The following is a 25,587-nucleotide window of genomic DNA, read 5'->3' on the forward strand; positions in this document are numbered from 1 at the left end:
TTGATGGCTCGGCAATCATGATCCCCAACCTGCAAGCCTACTGGCGCGATCCGGCTCCCTACGAAGCTGAACGCACGGTCAGCCAAGCCGAACTCAACGACCGACTGACCCAGCGTGACGCGCATTGCCGCGAACGCATCTGGGCGATGATCGAACGGGAGAACCGTGATGGAAACTGACGCCCGCATGACCGCGCCCGTATCGCAGGTGCTGAGCGAGGCGGACGTTGTGGTGATCGGTAGCGACCATCTTATGGACGCTGCTGTCATGGAGCGGCTGTTCGCAGAACGGGACCATGGATTGACAATCTACCACGGTGCTGACGAGCCAATGCTTGTCGCTCGCATGGTGATGATCGATCCCTTGCTCGACCACATCCGCTCACCATGGCTCGGCTCGCGCAAAGCGAAGCGCAGCGGAAAGCCCGCGTTCAACGTGTTGCGTGGTGAGGTCACGCACATCGTGACGCCCGATCCTATCAGCAAACGCAAGGCACGCCGCTTACGTGGCCGCGCCGCCGCTCTCGCCAAGGAGCAGGGGCGATGACGCTGCCGGGGCTGTCGCAGGCGTTGCTGAAGGCAGCGGCCGAACAGGCGACCTCGCGGCAGGAACTGGCGCGGATCGAAGCGCAGACCGCGAGCAGCCTCGAACAGGTGCAGGCGGCGATTGCCGGCCGCTCCACCGCCGCGACCAACGCCGCAATCTTCGCCGCGTCGGGGACGGCGGCGGCGGCCAGTCAGCCGGCGGCGAACGATACTACCACCATGCTGGCCGAACAGGTCGAGCGGCTTCGACAGGAGGTTGCAGGGTTGCGCAGTGAGAATGCCGCCGGTCATGCCGCCACGGCGGGCCATGCCGCGCGGGCCGCACGCGTGTTGGAAGACGTATCGTCGGCCAGCGGCGGTGACGCGATCAACGTGGCGAACGCCGCATGAGGGTCGCCGTCCCGAACCTGCCGATCGTCGACCTTGGCATTACCGAGACGACGCCCACGGTCAGCATCACCGACTATAGCCGGCGGGTCACCGATGATTTCGGCGTCACGACCGTCGTGAAGCGTGGGTTTGCCCGCCGCCTGTCGCTGCGCTTTGCGGTGCCCTTCGAAGCGGTCGACGCCTTGCAATCGCGACTGGCGGACCTGCGCGCGACGAAGGCGACGTGGATTGCCGACGACCGGTTCCGGGCGCTGTCGGTCGCCGGACTCTACAAGGATTTCTCGATCGATGTCGTGTCGCAGCCGTGCAGCTTCTGCACGCTGACGATCGACGGGTTCGCTGAAACGCTCGACTATCCCGACGATGGGTCCGACCCCGCCGTCGGCGGAGTGTCGACCTTCCGCCTGTTGCAGCCCGTCACCGTGACCGATGCCGTCCTGCGCGCCAGTTCGGTAGAGGAAGATGATGCGCCGGCTTGGGCGGTCGGTGCGACCTATGCCAAGGGCGCACGGGTCGTCGACGACCACCGGGTCTATGAAAGCCTGATCGACGGCAATGTCGGCAACACCCCGCCGTCGACGCAGTGGCTGGACGTTGCGCCGACCAACCGGTTCGCGATGTTCGATCAGGCGCTTGGTAGCGCGACCACGGCGGCGGACGGAATCGTCGTGATCGTGTCGTTGGTCGGTGCGAGCGCGTTGGCGCTGCTCGACGTGACTGGCGCGACCGTGCGGGTTCAGGGCGCTGGCTATGACCAAGAGCGGGCCGTCGACGGCACCATGCTCTTTGATGGTCTGCCCGCTGGCGACATCGTCGTGTCGATCGGCGGGACCGGCACGGTCGCGGTTGGCACGCTGCTGTTCGGCCGGATCGTCGCACTGGGCGTGACCGAGACCAGCCCGACCGCCGCGATCACCGACTATAGCCGCAAGGATACCGACGATTTCGGCGATGTGACGATCGTCGAGCGGGCGTGGGCGAAGCGCATGTCGGCTCGAACGCTGTTCCGCACCGACGCGCTCGACCTCGTGTTCGAGCGGATCGCTATGGTCCGTGCCTTGCCGTCGCTGTGGATTGGCGACGATGGCACTGATGCGCTGATCGCTTATGGCTATTTCAAGGATTTCTCGATCGAAGTCGGAGAGACCACAAGCAAGCTGTCGCTGCAAATCGAGGGGTTGGCCAAAGCGGCCAAGGTGGAGCCGTTCGGCGCTGGCCAGCCCGGCAAGGACGGCAAGGACGGTCGCGATGGAAGGGACGGTTTGTCGGCACCGCTTGTCCGCACGCAGTGGTCGATCGACGGGGCGACGAACTGGCACGACTATTTCTTCGGTGCCGACCGCTACTATCGGCAGTCCAACGACGGCGGTGCGACGTGGGGGCCGGCAATCCTCGGCGTTGGCGAGGACGGCGTGCGCGGTGCCGATGGCGGGTATGAGGACAGTCGGTTCCGCTATAGCTCGACGGTACCCGCAACGCCTGCCGGTGTGGCGCCCGTTGAATGGTATGATGCGCCCGCCGTGACGCAGATCGCCGGCCGGGTGTCGACCAGTCGCGACGATTATATCAGTGGCGATCAGTGGCTCCGCGTACAGCCGGGTGAGGTCTATCGGATCGTCGGTGGCCTCAATGCAACGCAGGCGAACGCCGCTGGCGCCCTAGGCCTGAATTTCGCTGGCAATCCCGCCGATGGGGCGACTTATGGGTGGAACGCAGCCGGATCGATCCCGGCGGGCCAAGCTGGCGCGATCGACGGCTACATCGTCGTTCCATCCTATGCGACCTATATGCGGCCGTGGGCGCAGATCGACGCCGGGGAAGGCTTCGGCCAGATCGATTACCATTACCGGATCGACAATCTGCCGCCGCTCTTTGTGTCGCGAGCGAAGCGGAACGCCGACGACAGCCTTGCCGGTGCGTGGTCGGCACCGGTTCGGATCAGCGGGCAGGATGGTCAGGAAGCGCTTTCCGCCTATCTGACCAACGAAACCTTCTCGCATCCAACTGACGCGAACGGCGCGCCGACCGCGATCACCAGCGGCGTCGGCGATGGGCAGATGCGGGTCTTTCTTGGCAGCCGCGATGTTACCGCGCTTTGCACGTTCACCAAGCAGATTCCGTTTTGGTTGGACCTGACGGTCGACGCCGCCGGCAACTATTCCGCCACGTATCTCGGCAACGACAGCGGCTACGCGTTCATCATCGCCGTGTTTCAGGGTCGGGCGATCGCCAAGCAGCTGTCCGCGACCCGATCGAAGGCGGGTACGGACGGCACCAGCCCGCCCTTGGTGACGCTGACCGCGTCCGATCAGTCGTTCAGCCTCGACACCAACGGCGCGGCGCGCGCTAAGACCATCCGCCTGACTGCGCGGGTTCAGAACAGCGCTGCCGGCGTGGTATGGGGCTTGAACGCTGGTGACGGCCGATCGCTGACCAACTGGCTGGATGCAGCGACGCTTGCTGCCGTCGGCGCTGCCACGCGCCGCATCGACGATTTCACAGTCGAGATCGAGGCGACTAAGTATCACGATATCCTCGCCACGCACGGCGGCGAAAGCCTAACCTATCTGGTGCGGATCGACGGGACCGAGGTCAGGGACACGGTCTCCATTGTCCGGCTGCGTGACGGTGCGCCGGGGCAGGATGGGACTGACGGTGCGCCGGGCCAGAACGGCGCGGACGGTAAAACGTCCTATGTCCATTTCGCCTATGCCGACAGCCCGGACGGGTCAGTCAACTTCAATGCCGGCCGCGTGCCCGGCGGTCGGGCATGGCAGGGCAGCTATACCGACTTCGAAGAAGCCGACAGTGGCGATTACAGGAAATATACGTGGGTACCCTACAAGGGGCCGCCGGCTTTCGGTCTGACGGGCGGTGGTGATACCTACGTCGCGGGCAACTCGCTGGTTAAGCAAGGTGCTGGTGGCTGGGGCAGCGGCGGGGGCTATTCGACCGAAGGCTTTCGAGGTGGCGCGCAATGCACGTTCGTCTCCGGCGATGTCGCGGGCACCGATATTATGGCGGGGCTGAATACCGACCCGTCAGCAGATAACCACTACGTCTCGATAGATTACGCTTGGTTCATGGCATCCAACGGCCACGCGTACATTTATTCGAACGGGTCACATATCGCGGCGGACATTCCCGGCTTTGGGACCGGAACCTTTCAAGTCATCTACGACAATAAATCGGTCGCATGGCTATACAATGGCGTTGAATATCACAGGGTCGCAGTCGCCGATAACCTGCTGATGTATTTCGACGCGGCCGTTGCCGGTGGCCCCGGTGTCCGTCTGAACTCGATCGGCTTCGCCGCAGCCGGACAAGCCGGTACGGACGGTGAGAAGGGCGACAAAGGCGACAAGGGCAATACCGGCGATAAAGGGGACAAGGGCGACAAGGGCGATGCCGGTTCGCCCGGCGCTGCCGGCCGCGACGCGATCGTCTTCCAGCAGGACGCGGAACCTACGGGACAGGTTGTCGGCGACACTTGGGTCACCCGCACCCCGCCGCGCATCTGGAAGAAATGGAACGGCAGTTTCTGGGAGCAGATCCTTGGCGCCGTATCCGCGGTCGATATTATCGACACAGCGTACATCGCTGATGCTGCGATCGGGTCGGCAAAGATCGCCAACCTCGCCGTCGTCTCCGCCAAGATCGGTGACCTTGAGGTCGAGACAATCAAGATCGCCAACCAAGCGGTCACGTCGAACGTGGCCGTTACCGCCGGCCTGACGACCGCGACAAACGGCGAAACGAAGGTCGCGTGTAGCGTGGCATTCAACCCGTCGGGGTTGGGATATGTTCGTGTCGACCTGCAATATGATCAGGGCGTCAACCCACAGGGCACCACCGGGACCGCTCGCGTTTTCGTCCGTCGAGGCGACGTTACCGTTGGTCGCTTTCTGGGCGTGCAGCCGCAGGCGTCGACCGGCGAACCTGTGTCGTTCTTTTTCCTCGACACCCCGCCTTCCGGGCCGCTGGTCTACGATCTGGTCATCTCCACGGACTCGGGCAACCGCATCTTCCGCCTGTCCTCGATCCTGATGGCGATTTCGGAGTTCAAGAAGTGAAGCGGTACGCCATCGTCCGCCAGTCCGACGCGCTGGTGCGTAGCATCGTCAGCGCTGAAGATATCAGCACGTTGATGATGAACTGCCCGGCCGGGTGTGATCCGGTTCCCTGCCCCGATCCAGCAGTCGTGCCGGACGATTGGCAATGGAAAAGCGGTGGGTTTTCGAAGCTGCCAATCCCCGAACCGCTACCCGCCGACCTGCGGGCTGATCTGGTCGCCAGTGTCAAATCAGCGGCGGAGGGGTGGCGGATGCGGGTCATGTCACCTGGCGGATCGAAAAAAACCGTCTATTCGAACAAGCAGTCGGAGGTCGAGGCGTTCCGGGCGCTCGGCTCCTCGCTGACCGGGCGGTTGGCGGCGCTGCTGGGTTTGGAATCGGCGGTTCGCGCCCGCAAGTTCCGGTATGCCATTGCGGACGCTGCCATTCGTGGCGAACCAGATATTTCCAAGGCGATCGAGCGGTTCACCGTTGGTGCGGACGCCTCGAACGCCGAAGCTGCCCGGATCGAGGCGATCGAGCAGTTCACCGTCGACAAGCTGAACGCGGCAAAGACCGTTGCCGAGATGCGCGCGATCTACGCGGCGGTGAAGTGGCAATAGCGCCCCGCGTCTGAACTGACATCGAAAGGACTGATCGTATGATGACGCTCGCACGGGCGCGCTGGAGCGCGTCCGCATGATTTCGGCCGCTTCCGCCAAAAGCTATGCCGCGCGTGCCGTGGCGGACGGGCCGGCGACGGTCGCGCCGCCCAGCTTCGACGGGCAAGGCTGGCTGGTCGTCGTCAACCTTGCGGTGATGACCGCCGCGCTGGTGCTCGCGACGATGATGGCGGTCGACCTGATCCGTCATATCTGGCGACGGCGGGCGCTCGACAAGCTGTGCCACCCGGTGACGGTATGGCGCGGCATGGTGCTGTGCTTTGCCACCGGTATCGCGATCCGATCCGGTGGCGCGGCGATGGTGCTGTGGGGCTGGAACCCGCTCAACCCGGCCGGCACGGGGACGCTGCTGCTGTTGCAGCGGCTGATGGACCCGATCGCGGTCGCCTTCGGCCTTTCCGGCCTGGCGCTCGCCTACATGGCCGCGCCGGGCATGGTGATGCAGCTTCGTCGCAAGCCGCACCCGGTCGATTTCTGGACCGCTTTGCCGCTGCTGAAGCGCCCGGCTTGGATCGTCGGATTGAGCCTGTTCGCGGCGCTGGGCGTGGTGGCGACGCGATGATGGGCAAGGTGGTGGCGCCACTTGCGGCGCTGGCGCCAGTCGCGGCTGCGATGGGGCAAGACAAGGGGGCGACGGTGGCTGTTTCGGTTCCGACCGTCTGGCATTTTCTCGGCTATCCGTTCGAGGCGGGCAGCATGATCGCAGGCGTCTGCGCGTGCCTCGCTGTGCGGTTCTACGTCGTTCAGACCGACCGCAAGGCGCACCGCTGGACGGTCGACGTGCCAGTATCGGCGCTGACGCTGCTGTTCACCGCCGGCATGGTCATCTCGCAGCGGCCGGAACCATTGGGGGCGCTGATGACCGGGACGGGGATCGGAGCGCTGGGCGCCGGCATCATCTCGGTCGCGCTGTCGTGGTTGCAGCGGCCGGGCGCGATCGGCGCGGGGCTGACGACGATCGCCAAGGCTTGGCTGCGCCAGTCGAGCGGGCCGACCCCGCCGGAAAACTGATCTTCCGCCGCCGCGCGCGGCATTCCTGAAAGGTAAGGCAATGGCAATTGTACTGGGGCCGCGTTCGCGGTCGCGGCTCGAACGCGTGCATCCCGATCTGATGCGCGTCGTGGAGCGCGCGGCGGCCATGGCGGACGCGCGTGACGACTTCACGGTGCTGGAAGGCGTCCGCACGAAGGAACAGTGCTTCACCAATTTCGGCAAGGGGCGGACCGAGGCGGAGTGCAAGGCGGCGAAGGTGCCGGCGAACTATGCCGCGCCGCGCACGGCCAAGGTGACGTGGCTCGGCAACCCGCTGGCGTCGAAGCATTATCCCCGCCCGGACGGTTACAGCCACGCCGTCGACCTCGCGCCGTTCCCGATCGACTGGAACGACCTCGCCCGGTTCGACCGGGTCGCCGCGCTGATGCTGGAAGCGGCCAAGGTCGAGGGCGTGGCGATCCGTTGGGGCGCGGATTGGGATCGCGACGGCAAGCCGCGCGAGCGGGGCGAGACCGACAGCCCGCATTTCGAGCTCGACCGGTGATGGTCTGGGCCGCCCTGTACCTGCTGGTCGCGGTCGCGGCCTTCGCATGGCTGCGCAACGACCGCTCTGCGGATACGCCGACCAGCACCGTGCTCATGATCGCGCTGGGCTGGCTGCCGGCGCTGGCGCTGATCGTGATGATGGTCGTCGCCTCGCTGCTGATCGCGCTGTGGCACCGCGTGGGGTGTCGCTGATGGCCGCCGCGCTCGCGCTGTTCCGCCGCGTCTGGTGGCTGGTGCCGATCGCGGCGCTGGCGGCCGGATGGTGGTGGACCGATCGCCAGCTTGCCGACGTGCGGTTGACCCTCGCCCGCGAACGGCAGGTCTGGACGCAGGACCGGGCCGATGCCGAGCAGGCGAAGCTGAAGGCGGAGCGGGACGCCGCCGATCGGGTCGCTGCGGCGGCGATGTCCTACGCCGATCGGCTCGCCAACCGCGCGCCGGTCATACTCGAAAGCACGAACACCGTGAGGGAATATGCCCAGACTGATGCTGGTCGCGTGCGCTGTCGCGCTGCTGACCGGGTGCAAGCAATCGATCTGCTCGACGCCCGCCTTGCCGAAGCTGCCGCCGCCCCCGGTCGCCGCGACCGAGCCGTGCCGGCCGACGCCGCAGCACCGGCAAGCGGACGGTAGCGCCACGGCCGCCGACGACGACGCCACCATCCGCGACGGCCGGTTCGATCTGGCCGCCTGCGACGACAAACGCCGCCTCGCGATTGACGCGTGGCCGCGCTGACCCTTCCGTCCTGAAAGGAAAATCATGGTTTCTCTACCGAACCTTCCCGGTGCGCCGGTCGGCGTGCCGCTCGCTGTGGCACCATCGGTTGCCAAGGGGGTCTCAAAGGGGGCGTCTAGCGGCACCCCGACCCCGGCGCCTTTTCCGACGACGATCGGCGGCGTAGCGATCGGCACGGTTGCCACGTCCGGCCCTGAAGCGGGCATGACGCTGGTCTATGGCGATGACTTCGACGGACCGCTCGACATCATGGGGCCGGCCCCGTCGCAGCGGTTCGGTCGCTACGCCACCACGCGTGGCAATTATTTGATCTATGACCCCGGCCAACAGCCGCGTGGGTCGACCGGTCTCGGCGGATGGGATGCCGACCCCTATTGGACTGGGCATTTCGACAGTAATCGAGGCGAGCCAATCGCGTCGCTGTCGGACATCATTGTCCAAGAGAACGGCAAGATTTCACTACGCCAGCGCGACATGGTGGCGGGCGAGGCCGCGCATGTTGGCATCAACAACCAGAACGTCATGAGCAGCATGATCCATGGCGCGTTCGACGTGATGATTACCCCACCGTTTGTAGCCAAGGCTCGCGAGCAAAGGTTCTGCAATTATCGCGACCATGCGACGTGGTGGTGGATGGCCTTCATGGGCTTCACGCGCGGCGATATCGAAATTGACTACGAAGCTGCGTCGAAAAAGAACGGTACGGGCGACGGTCGCCAGCTTGAGCATAACATAAACGCGTGGAACGGCGTGGAGCGGTCCGAAACGGACTCGGCAGGTAGTGATCCCATTACCGTCGATTGGTCGACGCCGAAAACCCATACCATGCACATTGATGCGCAGGGCGTCGTAAACTTCTACCTCGAAGGCGTGCTGTCGTATCAGTACAGCAAGAGATCGGCCGACGTGCTCGCTCAGCCGAAGCATCCTGTCGCCAGCCATCACATGTACAATGTTTCGCGTCCCGCTGGTGTCAGTCGGTTGGAATATGAATTTTTTCAGTATTACATTCCCGGTAAGTTCTATCGGCCGCTGGTTTTACCGACTCTGATCCAAGTTGCGTCCGGCGAAAGCAAGACTGTCGCCCTGCCGAGCCAAATGGCTCTTTGGGGTGAAACCGGCCTTACCGAAAAGTTCGAAGCCTGCATGGTGGAGCCGAACGAACCGGGCGGCACGACGACGGGGCAATTCTATCTCGATTTGCCACCGGGCGTGACTTATAATGCAACAACGCGCGAACTGACGGTCAACCTCACGACACCGGGCCGACTGAACCTTGGCCTGTACGGGATCAAGTCGGGGTGCGCCTTTAAGACGTATCGGATCGCGATCGAGGTCGGGCCGGTCATCAACATCCCCTCCATAATCACGATCGAGCAGGGAAAGCCGTACAAGCTGGACCTGTACCCGCTGGTGAACTGCGGCGTGCTGGTAACGGGGAATGACGGCAAGCGGGCTAAGCAGGTATCGGTGTCCGGGCTACCGTCTGATCTCCCCTATAGTGGAACCTCCTATCTGATCGACGGGACCCCCAGCGCGGCCGGCAACCGTACACTGACGATCACCGGCACGAACAGCGTCGGTCAGAGCGCCACCAAAGAATGTACGTTGCGGGTTGTCGCGCCAGCACCCGCTGGGAAATACGCCTTCGAGTCGTGGCCGGCACTTGTCGCGAACTTCGACATGAGCCGGGACGCCTCGTATGCGGTGGCATCGGGCGACTTTACGGCGCTTGGGAACGCAGTTTCCGGCGGTGGCGATCTCGCCAAAGCTCCAACTGTCACGCCAAGCCCGTCGCGGGTGCCAAACGCGCTCAACGGCAAGTCTGTCGCTCGCTTCACCAAGAACGGCGTCGATGGTGCTGGCACCACTGTGTTGGAATCCGCCCAGAACGCACCCGGCGCCGTTGTGCCGGCAGCAGCGGTCCTGTCGGGAAGCAATACCGCCTTCACAAAAGCGTGGCTGGTCCGGTTCGATGTCGGGTCAGGAACCTGTATCATCGGCGGCCTGTCCGAACAGGTCAGCAGCACGGCTACGCGCAACATGACAATCGTCAAGCGCGATCCCGCAACGTCCGACTCCTCGTTCCGTTATGGCGCGAACACCGCCAGCACCGCAGACGTTAATATCGGTCGGCTGACCGAAGGCGTCTGGCACTTGATCGTAGCCCGACACAACAGCGATGGGACCAGCGATGTCTGGGTTGACGATACTCGCGTAGTCACGGCCGCCGCTCATACGTCTGTGTCGGCATGGACTGGTACCGCGCGGTATTCGATCGGTAACGCGCAAGGCGCCACCAACTCTGCAAGCCGCTATCCATCGACCGGCCATGCAGGCGAGATTGCGCAGGACTTGCTGTCTGCCGCCGCCCAGTCGGATGCGGAGATCACGCAATTCCGCGCCGATATGAAGACGGAGTGGAAATACCACCTCTAGGGTAATTGCGCGGCCGGCCCTGAAGGGGAACGACCGCGCTAAGCCTGTCCCACCAATGCGACCGTAACGCCCCCAATGATGGCGAATAGCGGTCCATCGGCGTCGCATGTGCGGCGTCGCGATCCCCTGTCCCGGAGATAATCGAATGTTGAAGATCGCCTTCCCGGCGCGGCTTTCGGCCGCGCTGCTAATTTTGTGCACCTACATCATGCCGGCCGTCGCTGATGCCCAGCCCACCACGGGCAGCATCGTCACCAGTCCCATCCTGATCCCCGACAGCAACAAGGACGGGATACTCAAGCTCGACGGATGGGCGCTGAAGGTCAGCCCCAAGCTGCCGCGCAAAACGACCATCTATGGTCCGTGCCCCGGCCTGCCGGACTTCAGCTATCGCGTGCGGCAGGCGTGCGCCGAGGACACCGCGCCCGTGGTGGTGACGCCACCGGTCGTCGTGCAACCGCCTGTCGTCGTGGCGCCCGCTCCCAATCCGATCTTCAAGGTCGTACGGATGGGCACCGAGCGTTACGTCGTCGGCAAGGACATCGTATTCGGCCTCAACGACTTCGGTGGCATCGGCACGCTGTACAATGCGCCGCCGGGCGTATCGACCGCGAAATCCTATGGTTTCCTACGCGCTGGCATTTACCGGCCGTCGAGCAACATCGAAGCGAACCTGAATGGTCGCTCGATCGAGGGTTTCAACATCGGATATTCGATCGGCGGATCGCGGGTGTTGTACAGCAACCAACTGCTGACCGGATATTATCAGATGCCCGGCAAGTTCGACGACGGAGCGCGCTGGACCGGCGCAACGCCGACTGGACTTGCGATCGTTCAGGATGTCGAACTGGTCGACAGCCATTTGCGCTTCAACGTGACGCTGACGAACACGACCTCCAAAACGATGACTGGTCTGCGCTACATGCGCACCGCGGACTTCGACACGAACAGTCTCGACAACCGCTACACGGCGGCGAACAGCTTCTCGACGGACAACGCGATCCCGTCGCGTGGTATTGTGCTGGCTGGGCTGCGCGGCATGGGCGCCGGTACGACGGCGCTCCTGTCCTCGCCGACGGCTGGCGCAGTGGCGACCTTCTACGGGTTCGTGAACCTCGATCCGTTCGCCGCTGCGGCGTATGACGCGCCCCAGCCGGTCGGCTCAGCAAAGACGAGCGACGTAACAAGCAACGTGACGATCGCGCTTGGCGACCTCCCGCCGGGTGCTACGGCTACAGTGCAGATCGATATCGGCCTGCGCTGAACCAAGGGCCGGCGTACTCCCGTCGGCCCTTCTAGTCCCTCTCGACCACCGTAGATGCCACGACGACCATCTCGCAGATTCTTCTGTGCCAGGTCGCGCCCGCCTAGGCCCACGGCGTCGCAACCTCGAACCCGTCGAGCCTGCTATCGCGACTGGCGACCCTGCCCCGGCGCAGCACTGACGGCGGGCAAGACGGCGCAGCGGCGGTAGGGTCGCAGCTTGACGTTCTGGACGTCGCGGCCGGCATCCGCGCTCAGTTGGTCCGGTTCCGATTTACGGAATCATTCCTCAGGTTGCTGAAAAGATTTCATCAACACACTACGGACCTGTTCCGGACCGGCAGTAACCATAGCCATTTTGGTATCAGGTGGAATAAGTACGGTGTGACGCACCAACCTTACGCCAGCTATTATCGGCTTTGAACCGGACCGCCCTGCTTGACCGCCTTTACCTGGTATACCGATCATCGAGGCCCCTTTTAGTCCCGCATACCCATTTCACCGCCCCACCTAGCAGGCACGCTTGAATATAAAAATCCTATAGCGATTCCGCTTCGGCAGGCCTATGCGCTGCCAGCCGAACATATGGAATCGTACGTGATGTGGCTAATTGATCAAAAGCGTAAGATTCAGAAACGTCTCAACATCCGACATATGTTGGAGGCGTCCAAGGAAACCGCTGGTCAGCAACAAAACCCGTTAGCTGCCGAGATTGTTATCAGCTTCACGTCGTTTGCGCCGCGCTTTGGCACGCTACATCAGGTTGTCCAAAGCCTACTCTGGCAGTCGGTTCAGGCTGATCGCGTCGTTTTATACTTAAAAAAGGGTGAAGAACATTTACTACCGGACGCGGTAAAAAGACTAGCGTCGGACAGGTTCCTGATTGAGTGGCGGGATGATAATCGTTCGTACGATAAGCTCATACATGCCTTAACGGACTTTCCGGATGCCTACATTATCACGGTCGATGACGATATCGTCTATTCGGCGACTTTGGTGGAGCAACTGGTAAAAGGGCGACTTGCCAACCCCAACTCAATCTCTTGTCTGCGCGGCCACAGGGTTACGTTTTCCCATGACGGCTACTTGCTGCCGTATTTGTCTTGGAAATTTAACGCACTAGACCAATACGCGTGTCAGCCTTCCACTGACCTTATGCCGACAGGCGTCGGCGGAGTGCTGTATCCGCCGCGATCGCTGGACAGTCAGGCAATTGATATCGACACCGCTAAACGGCTAGCGCCGACCGCGGACGATGCGTGGTTCTACTGGATGGCTCGCCTCGCCGGCACGACACACGTCAAAGTCGGTGAGAACACGACCAATTTGCTGTACACCGAAGGCAGCCAGGAAAGCGGGCTCGTGCATAATAATTGGGATGGCGCAAATGACCGCCAAATTCGCGCGCTTTGGGCGGAATTTGGTCGCCCGCAAGGGCTCGACGAACGGGTTAGGCTGCGGGATTAGTTTCCGAATCCGTAGAGCCATGGATTAACGGAGCAATTACTCTTTGCAATCCGAGCGCGACCAAAATTGCCGGCGATGCGGAGCGACGCCCAGTATTAAATTCACTCACCCGACTGATCGGTATGTCGTTCAGGTTCGCCCACTTAACCAGTCCGCCAAATTGTTTTATTTGGTCCCGCAAAATGTCGCGAGCATCGTCGTCATCTAAAGATAGCGACTGCAATTGGCTCATGATTGAGCGCGCCACCTCTACCGCGTCGTCAAAGTCCATTGCCGCGCCAGCAGATGGGAGCTTAACCTTCGCTATAACGTTGATCAGTTTCTGCTCTAGCGGCAACTGACGACGGTGCCGAGTCACGTCCGTCATAGCGGTGACGCGAAAAATACAGGCGATAGAGTCAAAACTGTTCCGGCTAAAGCAATTGCGGCGCCGGGAACGCGTCGCGATGCTGCCTGTTCATTCGATCCTCCAAACTCCGGATCCGTGGCACGCATTACGAGAACTAAGCCAACACTGATAAGCAGGTTGCCGACAACGAGCGCTATACCTACCAAGCTAATCATCCAATCTCCTTACTCAAAGCGCTTACGCGCAAGTGACCATCCGAATGTGCGGCACACTAACTTTTCAGAGTGAGCGCGCCTTGAAGGTAACCTCAGATGGTTGCCGAATTTGTTGACGAATGTCGAGCGGTCTTATCGGAGCGCTGACGCTTCGATACCGGAAGTAATGCCGGCGGTTGCTGGCCGGATCCAACGCCGCGACATGATCTAACGTTCGAGCGCCATCATTGCCACGACAGCCATCTCACGGAACTTCGATTGCCATGTAGCGCCCGCCTGCGCCCACGGCGTTGCAACCTCGAACTCTCCCATTCGGCTGTACCACATCTTCTCCGCAACGCGCTCGACCAGCGCCTCGCGATCGTTCGTCGTACAAAGCCGGCACGCCATATCGAATCCTTGCGTTGATGTTCCTTTTTCGTTCCATAGGCGAATGGGGCGGCACGAGCGAGTCATCATCGAATTGGCAGTCGCCGTGCTTCGTCACGGGGTCACTCGATGCGGGGAAGAGCGGATTAACACGCCTGCAATCCGCCTCGCGCTGCGCTGCCTGCTGCCACATTGTCGGGAGCGATGGCCGCTGGTTTCATATTGGGAAGGCGCTGGCGGCGACCATGAACTGGGTCGCGCCCAGACTGTGACAGCCGCCTTCAATGGGATCGTGCACCAGCTTCGCCAGTCCGGCGCGTGGCGGGAATAGGTGCGGTAAGATTGCGGTAAAACTTGTCGTTCCCGGCCGATTGTGCCTACCGCGTTCGCTGCCTTGCGAGGTCAGAAACAACGGAAAAGCGTGGTTATGGCGCTACAGCGTTTCGTTGACATCGCAGCGCTTCGTCAGCGATCGGCGGCGTCCACGGCCGGCTTCGTCAGATCGATTCCGGGAACCTCAACAACGCCCGCCCCACGCTTCGCCGCCTCGATCACCATCCGCACGTCGTCGACCGTCAGCGGCATGTCGCCGTCGATCTGCTCGCCGTCCGGGTAGGTGTCGATGAAGTCCTGTAGCCGCGCGATGGCGGTGTTCAGGGCGATTTCGGCATGGGGGTCGGTCATGGGTCAGTGCTCCGTTGCGGCCGGCACTGTGCCCGATTGTGCCAACCGGTCAACGGCTTGGCCTCTTCGCGAGCAAAAGCGGGCAAGTTAATGAATCTTGTCGTCAGCAGTGCGCGGCGGGGTCCAGTCGCGCGCCTTGCGCAGCTGCTCGGCCTCCTCTTCGGTAATAGGATCGCTTTCGAGGCCCGGCTCATCCTCTTTGCCGAACATGCCTTGCATTTTCCAAGCATCCCGCGCGGCCTGTTCGTTTGCCTCATTCCGGTTTGTGATCGGCGGGGGAAGCAACGCGTCAAGCGACAGCCAGTGCGTAGGATCGTCGTAATACGAGCCGCCCCATCCGCTATCCCAATGAGCGAAGGTCCATACATCCTCGTTCCAAGCACCAACGACGGGGCGCGTAATATCAGCGTCCGCTACCTCGCCTTCTTCCTCGTTCGTCCGTCCGCCAAAAAGCAGCACCCACGTCCCATCCTTCGGCGCGGTCTCGATTGGTTGCAGTTTCATTATTTCGGCTCCTTCGCGGGAGGGGATTGCATACTCGGTCAATGGCCGGTTCGGGGATAGTTCGGGACTCTGTTGTCACCGCGTTTCCCCTCCGTTCACATGGTCGCCGCTGAAATCCCTATTGCATCTGGCAAAAAGCACGGTATTCCGCCGCCTTCCCCACCCGGGGGCGCTTAGCTCAGTTGGTAGAGCATCTCGTTTACACCGAGAGGGTCGGCGGTTCGAGCCCGTCAGCGCCCACCACCGCGGACTTCGCGCGGAATACCGGCCGCAGGGATCACCCTCCCGACCATAGAGATTGCGCGCCGGCACCCTCCGGTATCGGCACCCGATCCGGCGAAGCTGCACCGGATCGGGCACAGGGCGGCTACTTCGCCGCCGCCCCGTCGGCTGCGATGCGCGATCCGTCGGCGTTGAGGCCAAGGTCGCGCAGCAGCGGGCCGACCTGCGGGTCGGCGCCGTTGAAGTTGCGGAACATCGTCGCATACTCCTCGGTATGGCCCTTGGACAGGATCAGGTTGCGGAAGCGCTGGCCGTTGGCGCGGGTCAGGCCGCCATGCCGTTCGAACCATTGGAACGCGTTCGCGCTCAGCATCTTGGTCCAGCTATAGGCGTAATAGCCTGCCGCATAGCCATTGCCCCAGATGTGCAGGAAATAGGTTGAGCGGTAGCGCGGCGGCACGTCGGCGATGTCGAGACCGGTCTCGGCCAGTGCCTTCGCCTCGAACGCATCGGCGTCCTGCCCCCCTTGCGCCGCGGTCAGCGAATGCCAGCTCATGTCCATCTCGGCGGCGGCCAGCGCCTCGCCGAACGAATAGCCCGAATTGAACGTGCCGGCGCGCTTGATCTTGTCGATCAGCGTCTGCGGAATGACCTGTCCGGTGCGGTAATGGACGGCATAATGCGGCAGGATCTTGGGATCGAGCGCCCAATGTTCGTTGAACTGCGACGGAAACTCGACGAAATCGCGCGCGGTGTTGGTGCCTGAAATGCTCGGATAGGTCTGGTTCGCGAACAGGCCGTGCAGCGCATGGCCGAATTCGTGGAACATGGTCGTCACGTCATCGAAGCTGATGAGTGCGGGCTGGCCGGCGGCGGGTTTGGTGAAGTTGCTGACATTGTAGATGACCGGCTTCGTGCCGAGCAGCTTCGACTGGTTGACGAAGTTCGACATCCATGCGCCGCCATTCTTGTTGTCGCGCTTCCACAGGTCGAAATACATCAGCCCGACAGGCGTGCCGTCCGCCTCCAGCACCTCGTAGACGCTGACGTCGGGCTGATAGACCGGGATGTCGGTCCGCCGTTTGAACGTCACGCCGTAGAGCTGGTTGGCGGCATAGAACACGCCGTCAGTCAGCACCTTGTCGATTTCGAAATAGGGCTTCAGCTCGTCCTGGTTGAGGTCGTAGCGCGCCTTGCGGACCTGTTCGGAATAAAAGTCCCAGTCCCACGGCTTCAGCTTGAAATCCCCGCCGGTCGCGGCGATCCGCGCCTGCAATTCCGCCGCCTCGCGCCGTTGTTCGGCAGCGACCGGCGTGCCCAGTTGCCGCATGAAGGCGAGCGCGGTCTGCGGATTTTCCGCCATCTGGTCCTGCAACACGTAATCGGCCCAGGTCTTGAAGCCGAGCAGCTTCGCCTTTTGCGCGCGCAGTGCCGCGATCTGCACGATCGTCGCGCGGGTGTCGTTGGCATCGCCCTTTGCCGCGCGGGTCCAGCTGGCGTTGAACAGCGCCTCGCGCGTCGCCCGGTTCCTGAGCGTCGCCAGTTCGGGCTGCTGCGTCGTGTTCTGCAACGTCAGGACATATTTGCCGGCGAGCCCGCGCGCCTTCGCGGCATCGGCGGCGGCGGCGATCTCGCCCTCCGACAGGCCTTCCAGCTTCGCGCGGTCGTCGACCACCAGCGCGCCGGCCTTCGCCGCAGCGAGCAGCTTCTGCTGGAACGCGGTCTCCAGCGTCGAGAGCCGCGCATTATATCCGCTCAGCGTCTTCTTGTCGGCGGGCGACAGCAAGGCCCCGGCGCGGACCATGTTCTGATAGGTGAGCGTCAGCACCTGCAACTGTTCGGCGGTAAGGCCCAGCGACTGGCGCTGGTCGTACAGCGTCCGGACCCGCGCGAACAGGACGGGGTCGAGGTTGATCGCGTCCTGGTGCGCGGCGAATTCGGGGGCGAGTTCGGCCTGGGTGCGTTGCAGCGTGTCGTCGGTATTGGCGCCGACCACCCCGTAAAAGGCGAGGCTGGCGCGTTCGAGCAGCCGGCCCGAGCGCTCCATCGCCGCGATCGTGTTGTCGAAGGTCGGCGCGCTGCGGGTGCGGGTGATCGCGGCGATCTCGGCGCGCTGTTCGGCCATGCCGGCACGGATCGCCGGGCCGTAATCGCTGCTCTTGATCCGGTCGAACGGCGGCGCCTGGAACGGCAGGGTGCTGGCGCGCGCGAACGGGTTGGTCGCGGGCAGCGGCGCGGCGATGGCGGTGGTCGACAGCATCAGGATCGTGGCGGCGGCGGTAACGGGAAACAGGCGCATGACGGCTCCAGGGATACAGGGAGGGCGACTGTGTCGCACCGCCCGCGCCGCCCCGCAATGTCCGCCATTCGGTTTAGCGCGCGCCGACATGGTTTTGACTCATCGGGATCAGGCGTCGGCCCAGCGCCGCAACAGATTGTGATACAGGCCGGTCAGCTGCACGACGACCGCATCGTCCTGCCCACGCTCGGCGGCCAGCGTCTGCACCGACTGGTCGAGGTCGAACAGCATCCGGCGCGCGCCATCGTCGCGGACCATCGACTGCAACCAGAAGAAGGCGGCGGTGCGCACGCCGCGCGTGACCGGGGTCACCCGGTGCAGGCTAGACGCGGGATAGAGCACCATATGCCCGGCGGGCAGCTTCACCGTCTGCGGCCCGAACCGGTCCTCGATCACCAGTTCGCCACCATCGTAACTGGCCGGGTCTTCGAGGAACAGGGTGGCCGACAGGTCGGAGCGGATGCGGAAATCGGTGCCGCGCTTGATGCGGATGGCATTGTCGACGTGCAGCCCGAACGCCTCCCCGCCGGCATAGCGATTGAACAGCGGCGGAAAGACCTTCAGCGGCAGCGCGGCGGCGATGAACAGCGGCGCCCGGCCGAGCGCGTCGAGCACGATCGCCCCCGCCGCGCGCGCCGCATCGCCATCCTCGGGCAATTGCCGGTTGCGCTTGGCGAGCGCCGCCTGCGGCCCCGACGTCGCGTTGCCGTCGGTCCAGTCGCCGCCCGCCATCAGCGCGCGCACCCGGTCGAGGGCGGCGGCGTCGAGAACCTCCGGTATCGCAATCAGCATCGCCGCCGCCCCCAGGTCAGAAGTTATAGAACAGGCTGAGCACCGCCTGCCGCCGGTCGCCCGGCATCGCCCAGCCACCGGAAACCGCCCCGGTCGTGGCGTTGACGTTGCTGCGCACGCCGGTCAGATAGCGTTCGTCGGTAAAGTTCTGCACGTTCAATTGCACCGTTGCCCGTTCGGCGATGGTATAGGCCAGATAGGCGCGGTGGATCAGATAATCGTCCGCGCGGAACTGCACCGGTTGCAGCGCGGTCGGCACGTTGAGTGCGATGCTGCCCTGATAGGTGAGGCCATAGCCGACCTCCAGGCCGAAGGGCAGCTTGTAGGTGGTGAACAGCGACCCCGAATGTTCGGGCGTCTGCACCAGCCACGCATCGGCCTGCGGATCGAGGACGCCCGCCGCCTGGTCGCGGTTCGAGATCGACTGCCGCACCCGTCCGTCGAGATAGGTGTAGTTGGCGAAGATCGTCCACGCCGGCACGATCGATCCCGAAAGGCCGAGGGCGATGCCGTCGACCCGCGCCCGGCCGTCGAGCACCTGCAATCCGGCGGGCAGGGCCGGATCGTTCGAGGGCACGCGGTAATTGGTGCGTTCGTTGCGGAAGATCGCTGCGGTCGCCTCCAGCCGGCGGCCGAACAGCGCGGCCTTTACCCCCGCCTCGATATTCTGCGCGGTTTCGGGGGCGACGGCGCAGGGGTCGGCGCCGCCGACGACGCTCGGCACGCCACAGCCCAGCCGCACCGTCTGCGACGACGGCGTCTTCGCCTTGCCATAGCCGGCATAGAGGCTGACCGCTTCGACCGGATGGAACACCACGCCGCCACGATAGGAAAACAGCCGTTCGTTCGACCGCTGCACCTGCTGTTGCAGCGCGGTCAGCGCGGTCGTGCCCGGCGGCACTACCGCCAGCGGCAGGTTGCGGAAGCGCGCGTCCTGCACCTCCCAGCGCACCCCGCCGTTCAGTTCGAACCAGCGGCCGATCTCCAACGTGTCGAAGGCGTAGATCGCGACATTGTGCGTTTCCGAACGCGCCTGGGCGGTGACGGTCAGGTTGACCGGCCCGGTCCAGCGCGTGTCGGGCTGCGCGATCGGCAGGTCGGGCGCGGTCACCGCAACCCCGGCCGGGGTGCGCAACAAGCTGCCGCTGGTGATATGATACGTCTCGATCGTGCCCGACACACCGATATTGGCGACATTGTGCAGGCCGCCCTTGCTGCCCGCTTCGTGGCGCAGATCGACCTGGTTGTAGAGCAGGTCGTTTACCTGATCGCGCGACAGCCCGCGCGGCCCCGACGGCCGCCAATTGCCGCGCGCGAGACCGGTCGGGCAGGCGAGGCCGACCGTTGCCGCGGCATTGGCGCCGACCGGTTGCAGCCCGGTGGTGGCGAGGCAATAGGTGCCCTGCGGCGCGCTGGTGATGCTGTCCTGCGCGACGCGTTGCCAGCGGGTCAGGTTACGCACCGACAGACGATCGTCGACGGCATGGCGGAAGGTGGCGGTCAGCCGGTCGACCGTCTGGTCCTGTCGGTCGAGATTGGCGATGCCGTAGTAATCGGAGCGGTCGACACCGGGCAGCACGCCGCCGCCGATCGGGCTCTGGAAATAGGGCACGCCATAAAGCGGGACGTTGCGGTCCTCCTGATGAACATAGGCGAGCGTCAGGCTGGTCGGGCCACCGATGCCGATCGTCACCGACGGGGCGATGCCCCAGCGTTCGAACTTCTCGACATCGCGTCCGGGCACGCGGTTATGGTGATAGGCACCGGTCAGCCGCACCGCGACCAGATCGGACACGCGCCGGTTGGCATCGATCGAGGCGCGGCGATAGTCGTCGGTGCCGACCGAGAGTTGCGCGATCGACAGGTCCTGGATGCCCGGCACCTTCGACACCAGATTGATGGTGCCGCCGACCGATCCCGATCCGTTGAAGACGGTGTTGGCGCCGTTATAGACCTCGATCTGTTGCAGGTTGAACGGATCGGTGCGGCTATATTGCGCCGAATCGCGCACGCCATCGACGGTGATGTCGTTCGCCGCCGCATAGCCGCGCAGGTTGATCGAATCGCCATAGCCGCCGCCACCCTCGCCCGCGCCAAAGGTGATGCCGGGGATGGTCTGCAATGCATCGCGCAGCGTCTGCAGGTTCTGTTTGCGGATCGTCTGGTCGTTCAGAACGATGATCGTCTGCGGCACATCGGCGAGCGGCGCAGTCGCCTTCGGACTTTCGAGCTTCGCTTCCGCTGGCTTCTGCCCGTTGACGACGATCACGTCGCGGTCGTCGACGCGGTCCTGTTTCGTCTTGGGCGCAGCGATTGCTGGTGCCGTGGCGATGAAGCCGACACAGCCCATCGCGAGAAAACGCATCTTATCGTTCATTCTGGTCCCCCTTGTGCGGAGGCCAGCTATTGCGACTTACTCGCAGTGTCAATCTTGTTGCGATAAATTCCTATTAGCAGTTCGGGCGACGCCGATCAGACGAACTGCCACAGCCCGGCGGCGACCGCGAAGATCGTGACGCCGGCGATGGTCGAGGCGATGGTCCAGCTGCGGAAGGTCTGCGCCTCGGTCAGCCCCAGATATTGCTTTACCAGCCAGAAGCCGGTGTCGTTGACATGGCTGGCGATCGACGCGCCCGCGCCGACAGCGATCGTCACCAGCGCGATGCGACCGGGGGAAAGTGCGGCGGCGGTCACGATCGGCCCGCACAGCCCGGCGGCAGTCACCATCGCCACCGTCGCCGACCCCTGCGCCAGCCGCACGAAGCCGGCGATCAGGAAAGCGAAGAACAGCACCGGCAACTGCGCGCTGGCGACGACGTCGGACACCTGCTGCCCCGCGCCCGACTGGATCAGCACCTCCTTGTACGCCGCCCCCGCCCCGACCACGAGCACCATCAGTCCGGCCGGCGCGAGTGCGCGGGTCATTACGTCGGACGCGACCACCATCGCCGTCCCTCCACGCACCAGCACCGCGGTGACGAGCAGGCAGGCGAGAACCAGCGCCACGAACGGATGGCCGATGAAACCGCTGACGTCGCGCGCCGTGCCGTCGGGCAGCACGACACCCGCGACCGCTGCGGTCAGGATCAGCAGCAGCGGCACCAGCATGCCGACCAACGCCCAGCCGAAGCCGAGCGGCGACAGGCGCGGCGCATCCTCGTCGAAGGCGGGCGGCGCGGCGAACGCACCGAAGCCCGGTGCGCCATGCGCCACCTTGGCGAAGACCGGCCCGGCAAGGATGGCGGCCGGGATGCCGCACACCAGTCCGTAGGCGGCGAGTAACCCGTAATCGGCCCCGAGCAGTTCGGCGACCGCGACCGGCCCGGGATGCGGCGGCAGCAGCGCATGCATCGTCATCAGTCCGGCCAGCACCGGCAGCGCGAAATAGATCACACGCCGCCCGGCGCGTTGGGAAAGCGTGGCGAGCAGCGGCACGAGGATGATGAACGCCACGTCGAAGAACAGCGGGATGCCGACGAGGATGCCGATCGCGGTCAGCGCCCAGGGTGCGCGGCGCTCACCGAACCGGTCGAGCAGGCGGTTGGCGATCGTCGCCACCCCGCCCGACGCCTCGAGCAGTCCACCGAGCATTGCCCCCAGCCCGATCACCACCGCGACGAAACCCAGCGCCTCGCCCGATCCCTTGCGCACCGCCTCCAGCACCTTGGCCGGTTCGGCGCCGAAGGCGAGGCCGGTGGCGAGCGCCACGATCAGCAGCGCGAGGAAGGCAGGCAGCTTTACCCGCAAGACCAGCCCGACCACGGCAGCGATCGACAGGACGACGATCAGTAACGTTCGCCACGGTTCGATCATCGCGCCCTCCCCCCGTCCGCGCCCGATCCGAACCGCGTCTACTCCGACAGACTAGGCACGGCACGCACCGGGTCAACCGCGATCGAGGCAGCCGGCGGGCGACGTCGCCGTTCGAACTGGACGGCCATGGCGCAACGCGACCGTTGAAAATTGTGCTAATTATTTCGTGCACAAGCAGCAACGACGTTCCACGGGCCGGTCCCGATCAAACCCCGCAACGGCTAGAGCAAGAAGAAACATGTCGTACTAAATGTTTATCGAGCATTGGAAACCTTCGACAATTTTCGATTCCGCCCACCAATTTATGGTGATGCGGTTCACATTGTTCCAAAATCCGACAATCGTATCCGTTGACACAAGATTTCGTTAGTGACTTAATCCTTTCGCAACCAAGCAAGGATAATTTAGCAACCCCTTCTGCCAGAACCATAATTCCCGCGCGTCGGGAAAGCTCGCCTCGTCCGCTTTCTCAGCCTGATTGCGAAGAATGGACGTCAGGCATGGATGCGCCAATATTTGCGCATCGGTTCGTAGCGCGGTCGGGGACTGGAAAGTTCGGACGGATCTTCCGATGCGGGCGACTGCATCGGCCGGGGGAATGCGTCCTGTTCACGACGAGCGGGCGCGGAAATGTTTCAACGCCGACTACAGGGGGCATCATTGCAGAAACCAACGATCACCGCCACGCCGTTCACCTCCATGGTCGCGGCCAAGGAAATGGGCGCGGCGAAGCCGCAGACCGCCTATGTCTCGACCTTCGCCGAACCGATGGACATCGGCGGCATGGCATTGTCCGAAATCCAGCAGAATATCGCCAACGCACCGGTCGGCATGGCATTCGATGTGACGACCGGCAAGCCGATCACGCTCAGCATGAATCTGTATTCGCCCGGCAACGGCAATTTCGAGGCCTATGGCCAGTGGCATCTGCGCTATCTGGGCGACATCGCCAAGGTGTGGAAAGATTATACCGGCAAGGGCGTGAGCGTCGGCGTTTACGATGAGGGGACCGAAAGCGCCCATTGGGATCTTGCCGCCAATATCGACACGTCGAAGCAACTGGTGGATGATAACGGCAACGTCCTGAGCGGCGAACCAGTCTATTACTCTTCGGAAAAACGGACGGACGGTGCGCATGGTACGGCGGCCGCCGGCCTCATCGGCGCGGCGCGCAACGGCCAGGGCGGCATCGGCATAGCCTATGAAGCCGGGCTGACCGGCGTAAATATCTTCGACCATCAATCGCCGGCGGCCAATATCGATTGGGCAATCTCCAAGGGCGGTCATTTCGACGTCCTGAGCAACAGCTGGGGCTATCCGGCGTTCTTGCCTGCGACCTCGGGCTTCTCGCGCTCCAGCGAATATAGCTTCAAATCCGCCATGGACGTCCTCGCCGATCTTGCCGAAACCGGGCGCGACGGACTCGGCTCGATCTTTGTCAAGGCCGTCGGCAACGACAGCGTCGACAATGCCACCGATGGGCTGAACACGACGCGCCACGCCGTTGCGGTCGCCGCCTATCGTCAGGCCGATGGCGCGGCATCCTTCTACAGCAACCTCGGCCCCTATCTACTGGTGTCGGCACCGTCCAACGATTACCTGACGATCGGCGGATCGGGGATGACGACCACCGACCTGCTCGGCTGGCGTGGCTACAACCAAGTCGTCGATCCGGCCAACCCTGCCGCCTATACCGATGATTTCGGCGGGACCTCTGCCGCGACGCCGGTGGTATCCGGCGTGGTTGCGCTGATGCTCGATGCCAACGAGAATCTTGGCTGGCGCGACGTCCGCGACATTCTGGCCGCATCGGCAAAGATGCCGATCGCCTTCGAAACCGGCCCGGTCGTGTTCACCCTCTCGAACGATGGACGCCAGATCACCGTTCCGTTGAACGAGAGCCAGTTCAAGCTGGGCGGTGCCAACGCCAACTGGAACGGCGGCACGATGCATTACAGCAACGACTATGGCTATGGTGCGGTCGATGCCTATGCGGCAACGCGCATGGCCGAAGTCTGGTCGCTGTTCGGTGGGCCAAAGACGTCGGCGAACGAGGAGCATATCACGGTCGAGACCGCGGTCGGTGTTACCGCGATCAGCACCGGCAACAGCGATCTCAGCCATCTCCAGGTCTATAACAGCTTCCAGGCGGCGCCGGTCAGCTTCCAGTTCGACGTCAAGGAATCGATCGATGTCGAACATGTCGACCTGTCGCTAATGTTCACCGAGATCATGAAAGCCACCCAGGGCACCACGAGCAATGAATTTTTCATCGCACTGAGCAACGTGCAGATCAAGCTGATCGCACCCGATGGCACCGAAGCATTCTGGGCGTCGAACCGTAGCTATGCCGGGGGGGACGAAAAGGAAGAATTCACCTTCGGGCTCGCCGGTTTCCACGGTGTCGATAGCAAGGGTACGTGGACGCTCCAGTTCTCGACCTTCGGCCACACCGGCGCCGACGAGAATGGTGCGTGGGAAGCGATCAACAAGCTGACCATCCACGACCTGAAGATGGACCTGTTCGGCGCGAAGACCAGCACCAACGACGTTCACACCTATACCGACGAATTTTTCAATATGCTGGCGATCGCGGGTGAATCGGACCGCGCGGTGCTGGTCGACAAGAATGGCGGCAACGACTGGATCAACGCCGCTGCCGTGTCGAAGGACGTCGTGCTGAACCTGACGGCCGGCACCGACACCAGCTTCGGCGGGAAGAAGGCGTTCACGCTGCAGGCCGGAAGCACGGTCGAGAACGCGGTCACCGGCGATGGCAAGGACATGCTCACCGGCAGCAGCGTCGCCAACAAGCTGTACGGCATGCGCGGCGACGACAAGCTGTTCGGGCTGGGCGGCAACGACACGCTCGACGGCGGTGCCGGCAACGACTGGCTCGACGGCGGCAAGAACAACGACATCCTGACCGGCGGTGCCGGCGACGACGTCTTCTTCTTCGACAACAAGGGTACGTCGGGCGTCGATCGCATCACCGACTTCGGCAAGGGCGATAAGCTGATGCTGACCGCGGCGCTACGCGACGGCAACCGCGACGGCATCATCACCTTCGCGTCGAACGGGATCCTGCACCTCGATGCGTCGGGCAGGGGCGACCGGGTGACGCTGGACGGCGTCGATCCGGCGACCGGCCTGAAGTTCGCCGGCATGGAAGACGGCTATTACGTCTATGTCCTGAACGACGTGCACGGCTGAGGGCGGCGGGCCCG

Annotated in this window: 22 protein-coding genes and 1 tRNA gene; 15 read left to right on the forward strand and 8 right to left on the reverse strand. The window is 63.6% G+C overall.

Annotation, left to right across the window (positions count from 1 at the left end):
* The first annotated feature begins 17 nt into the window (after positions 1-17).
* The 13 genes from ACTHQV_RS13440 to ACTHQV_RS13500 all read left to right on the forward strand — a co-directional run bounded on the left by ACTHQV_RS13440 (position 18) and on the right by ACTHQV_RS13500 (position 13,113).
* Complete coding sequence (locus tag ACTHQV_RS13440) at positions 18-179, forward strand: hypothetical protein (protein WP_440490943.1); 162 nt, start codon at positions 18-20, stop codon at positions 177-179.
* Complete coding sequence (locus ACTHQV_RS13445) at positions 169-546, forward strand: hypothetical protein (protein WP_440490945.1); 378 nt, start codon at positions 169-171, stop codon at positions 544-546. The genes ACTHQV_RS13440 and ACTHQV_RS13445 overlap by 11 nt, the downstream gene beginning before the upstream one ends.
* Positions 543-935 carry a hypothetical protein gene (locus tag ACTHQV_RS13450; protein ID WP_440490946.1) on the forward strand — a complete coding sequence of 131 codons (393 nt, stop codon included), beginning with the start codon at positions 543-545 and terminating at the stop codon, positions 933-935. Before ACTHQV_RS13445 ends, ACTHQV_RS13450 begins: the two co-directional genes overlap by 4 nt.
* Entirely contained in the window at positions 932-5,008 is a 4,077-nt protein-coding gene (locus ACTHQV_RS13455) for a hypothetical protein (RefSeq protein WP_440490947.1), read from the forward strand. The genes ACTHQV_RS13450 and ACTHQV_RS13455 overlap by 4 nt, the downstream gene beginning before the upstream one ends.
* Positions 5,005-5,610: a hypothetical protein gene (locus ACTHQV_RS13460; protein ID WP_440490949.1), complete on the forward strand. Its 606-nt coding sequence runs from the start codon at positions 5,005-5,007 to the stop codon at positions 5,608-5,610. Before ACTHQV_RS13455 ends, ACTHQV_RS13460 begins: the two co-directional genes overlap by 4 nt.
* 76 nt (positions 5,611-5,686) lie before the next feature.
* Positions 5,687-6,232 (forward strand): hypothetical protein, encoded by a 546-nt coding sequence (locus tag ACTHQV_RS13465; RefSeq protein ID WP_440490950.1) that lies wholly within the window; start codon positions 5,687-5,689, stop codon positions 6,230-6,232.
* The gene (locus ACTHQV_RS13470) at positions 6,229-6,681 is read left to right on the forward strand and encodes a hypothetical protein (RefSeq protein WP_440490952.1); all 453 of its coding nucleotides are present in this window, start codon (positions 6,229-6,231) and stop codon (positions 6,679-6,681) included. The genes ACTHQV_RS13465 and ACTHQV_RS13470 overlap by 4 nt, the downstream gene beginning before the upstream one ends.
* A gap of 40 nt (positions 6,682-6,721) precedes the next feature.
* The gene (locus ACTHQV_RS13475) at positions 6,722-7,207 is read left to right on the forward strand and encodes a hypothetical protein (RefSeq protein WP_440490954.1); all 486 of its coding nucleotides are present in this window, start codon (positions 6,722-6,724) and stop codon (positions 7,205-7,207) included.
* On the forward strand, positions 7,207-7,401 hold the full coding sequence (locus ACTHQV_RS13480) for a hypothetical protein (RefSeq protein WP_440490956.1): 195 nt from the start codon (positions 7,207-7,209) through the stop codon (positions 7,399-7,401). The genes ACTHQV_RS13475 and ACTHQV_RS13480 overlap by 1 nt, the downstream gene beginning before the upstream one ends.
* Positions 7,401-7,841: a hypothetical protein gene (locus ACTHQV_RS13485; RefSeq protein WP_440490957.1), complete on the forward strand. Its 441-nt coding sequence runs from the start codon at positions 7,401-7,403 to the stop codon at positions 7,839-7,841. Before ACTHQV_RS13480 ends, ACTHQV_RS13485 begins: the two co-directional genes overlap by 1 nt.
* A gap of 127 nt (positions 7,842-7,968) precedes the next feature.
* Positions 7,969-10,383 carry a hypothetical protein gene (locus tag ACTHQV_RS13490; protein WP_440490959.1) on the forward strand — a complete coding sequence of 805 codons (2,415 nt, stop codon included), beginning with the start codon at positions 7,969-7,971 and terminating at the stop codon, positions 10,381-10,383.
* A 145-nt stretch (positions 10,384-10,528) separates the two neighbouring features.
* Positions 10,529-11,647, forward strand: coding sequence for a hypothetical protein (locus ACTHQV_RS13495; RefSeq protein WP_440490961.1), 1,119 nt, complete (start codon positions 10,529-10,531; stop codon positions 11,645-11,647).
* A gap of 596 nt (positions 11,648-12,243) precedes the next feature.
* Positions 12,244-13,113 (forward strand): hypothetical protein, encoded by an 870-nt coding sequence (locus ACTHQV_RS13500; RefSeq protein WP_440490962.1) that lies wholly within the window; start codon positions 12,244-12,246, stop codon positions 13,111-13,113.
* Here the strand turns inward: ACTHQV_RS13500 and ACTHQV_RS13505 are convergent.
* The 4 genes from ACTHQV_RS13505 to ACTHQV_RS13520 all read right to left on the reverse strand — a co-directional run bounded on the left by ACTHQV_RS13505 (position 13,097) and on the right by ACTHQV_RS13520 (position 15,234).
* Positions 13,097-13,480 (reverse strand): hypothetical protein, encoded by a 384-nt coding sequence (locus ACTHQV_RS13505; protein ID WP_440490964.1) that lies wholly within the window; start codon positions 13,478-13,480, stop codon positions 13,097-13,099. The two genes, ACTHQV_RS13500 and ACTHQV_RS13505, sit on opposite strands and share 17 nt — an antisense overlap.
* Positions 13,481-13,884: 404 nt before the next feature.
* Complete coding sequence (locus tag ACTHQV_RS13510) at positions 13,885-14,136, reverse strand: hypothetical protein (protein ID WP_440490965.1); 252 nt, start codon at positions 14,134-14,136, stop codon at positions 13,885-13,887.
* A gap of 375 nt (positions 14,137-14,511) precedes the next feature.
* A complete protein-coding gene (locus ACTHQV_RS13515) occupies positions 14,512-14,730 on the reverse strand; it encodes a hypothetical protein (RefSeq protein WP_440490967.1) in 219 nt (72 codons plus the stop codon).
* 87 nt (positions 14,731-14,817) lie between these two features.
* Entirely contained in the window at positions 14,818-15,234 is a 417-nt protein-coding gene (locus tag ACTHQV_RS13520) for a hypothetical protein (RefSeq protein ID WP_440490969.1), read from the reverse strand.
* 167 nt (positions 15,235-15,401) lie between these two features.
* On the opposite strand from ACTHQV_RS13520, the gene ACTHQV_RS13525 reads away from it, so the two are divergent.
* Positions 15,402-15,477, forward strand: a tRNA-Val gene (locus tag ACTHQV_RS13525).
* A 124-nt stretch (positions 15,478-15,601) separates the two neighbouring features.
* Here ACTHQV_RS13525 and ACTHQV_RS13530 read toward each other — a convergent pair.
* The 4 genes from ACTHQV_RS13530 to ACTHQV_RS13545 all read right to left on the reverse strand — a co-directional run bounded on the left by ACTHQV_RS13530 (position 15,602) and on the right by ACTHQV_RS13545 (position 22,360).
* On the reverse strand, positions 15,602-17,755 hold the full coding sequence (locus ACTHQV_RS13530; RefSeq protein ID WP_440490971.1) for a M3 family metallopeptidase: 2,154 nt from the start codon (positions 17,753-17,755) through the stop codon (positions 15,602-15,604).
* Positions 17,756-17,863: 108 nt separating this feature from the next.
* Positions 17,864-18,547 (reverse strand): Fe2+-dependent dioxygenase, encoded by a 684-nt coding sequence (locus ACTHQV_RS13535; RefSeq protein ID WP_440490973.1) that lies wholly within the window; start codon positions 18,545-18,547, stop codon positions 17,864-17,866.
* Between the two features lie 16 nt (positions 18,548-18,563).
* The gene (locus tag ACTHQV_RS13540; protein WP_440490975.1) at positions 18,564-20,924 is read right to left on the reverse strand and encodes a TonB-dependent receptor; all 2,361 of its coding nucleotides are present in this window, start codon (positions 20,922-20,924) and stop codon (positions 18,564-18,566) included.
* A 95-nt stretch (positions 20,925-21,019) separates the two neighbouring features.
* Positions 21,020-22,360: a GntP family permease gene (locus ACTHQV_RS13545; protein WP_440490976.1), complete on the reverse strand. Its 1,341-nt coding sequence runs from the start codon at positions 22,358-22,360 to the stop codon at positions 21,020-21,022.
* 660 nt (positions 22,361-23,020) lie between these two features.
* Here ACTHQV_RS13545 and ACTHQV_RS13550 point away from each other — a divergent pair.
* Positions 23,021-25,573 (forward strand): S8 family serine peptidase, encoded by a 2,553-nt coding sequence (locus ACTHQV_RS13550; protein ID WP_440490977.1) that lies wholly within the window; start codon positions 23,021-23,023, stop codon positions 25,571-25,573.
* The last annotated feature ends 14 nt before the right edge of the window (positions 25,574-25,587 follow it).

Source organism: Sphingomonas sp. SAFR-052 (assembly GCF_051965015.1).
In the GTDB taxonomy this organism is placed as follows: Bacteria; Pseudomonadota; Alphaproteobacteria; order Sphingomonadales; family Sphingomonadaceae; genus Sphingomonas.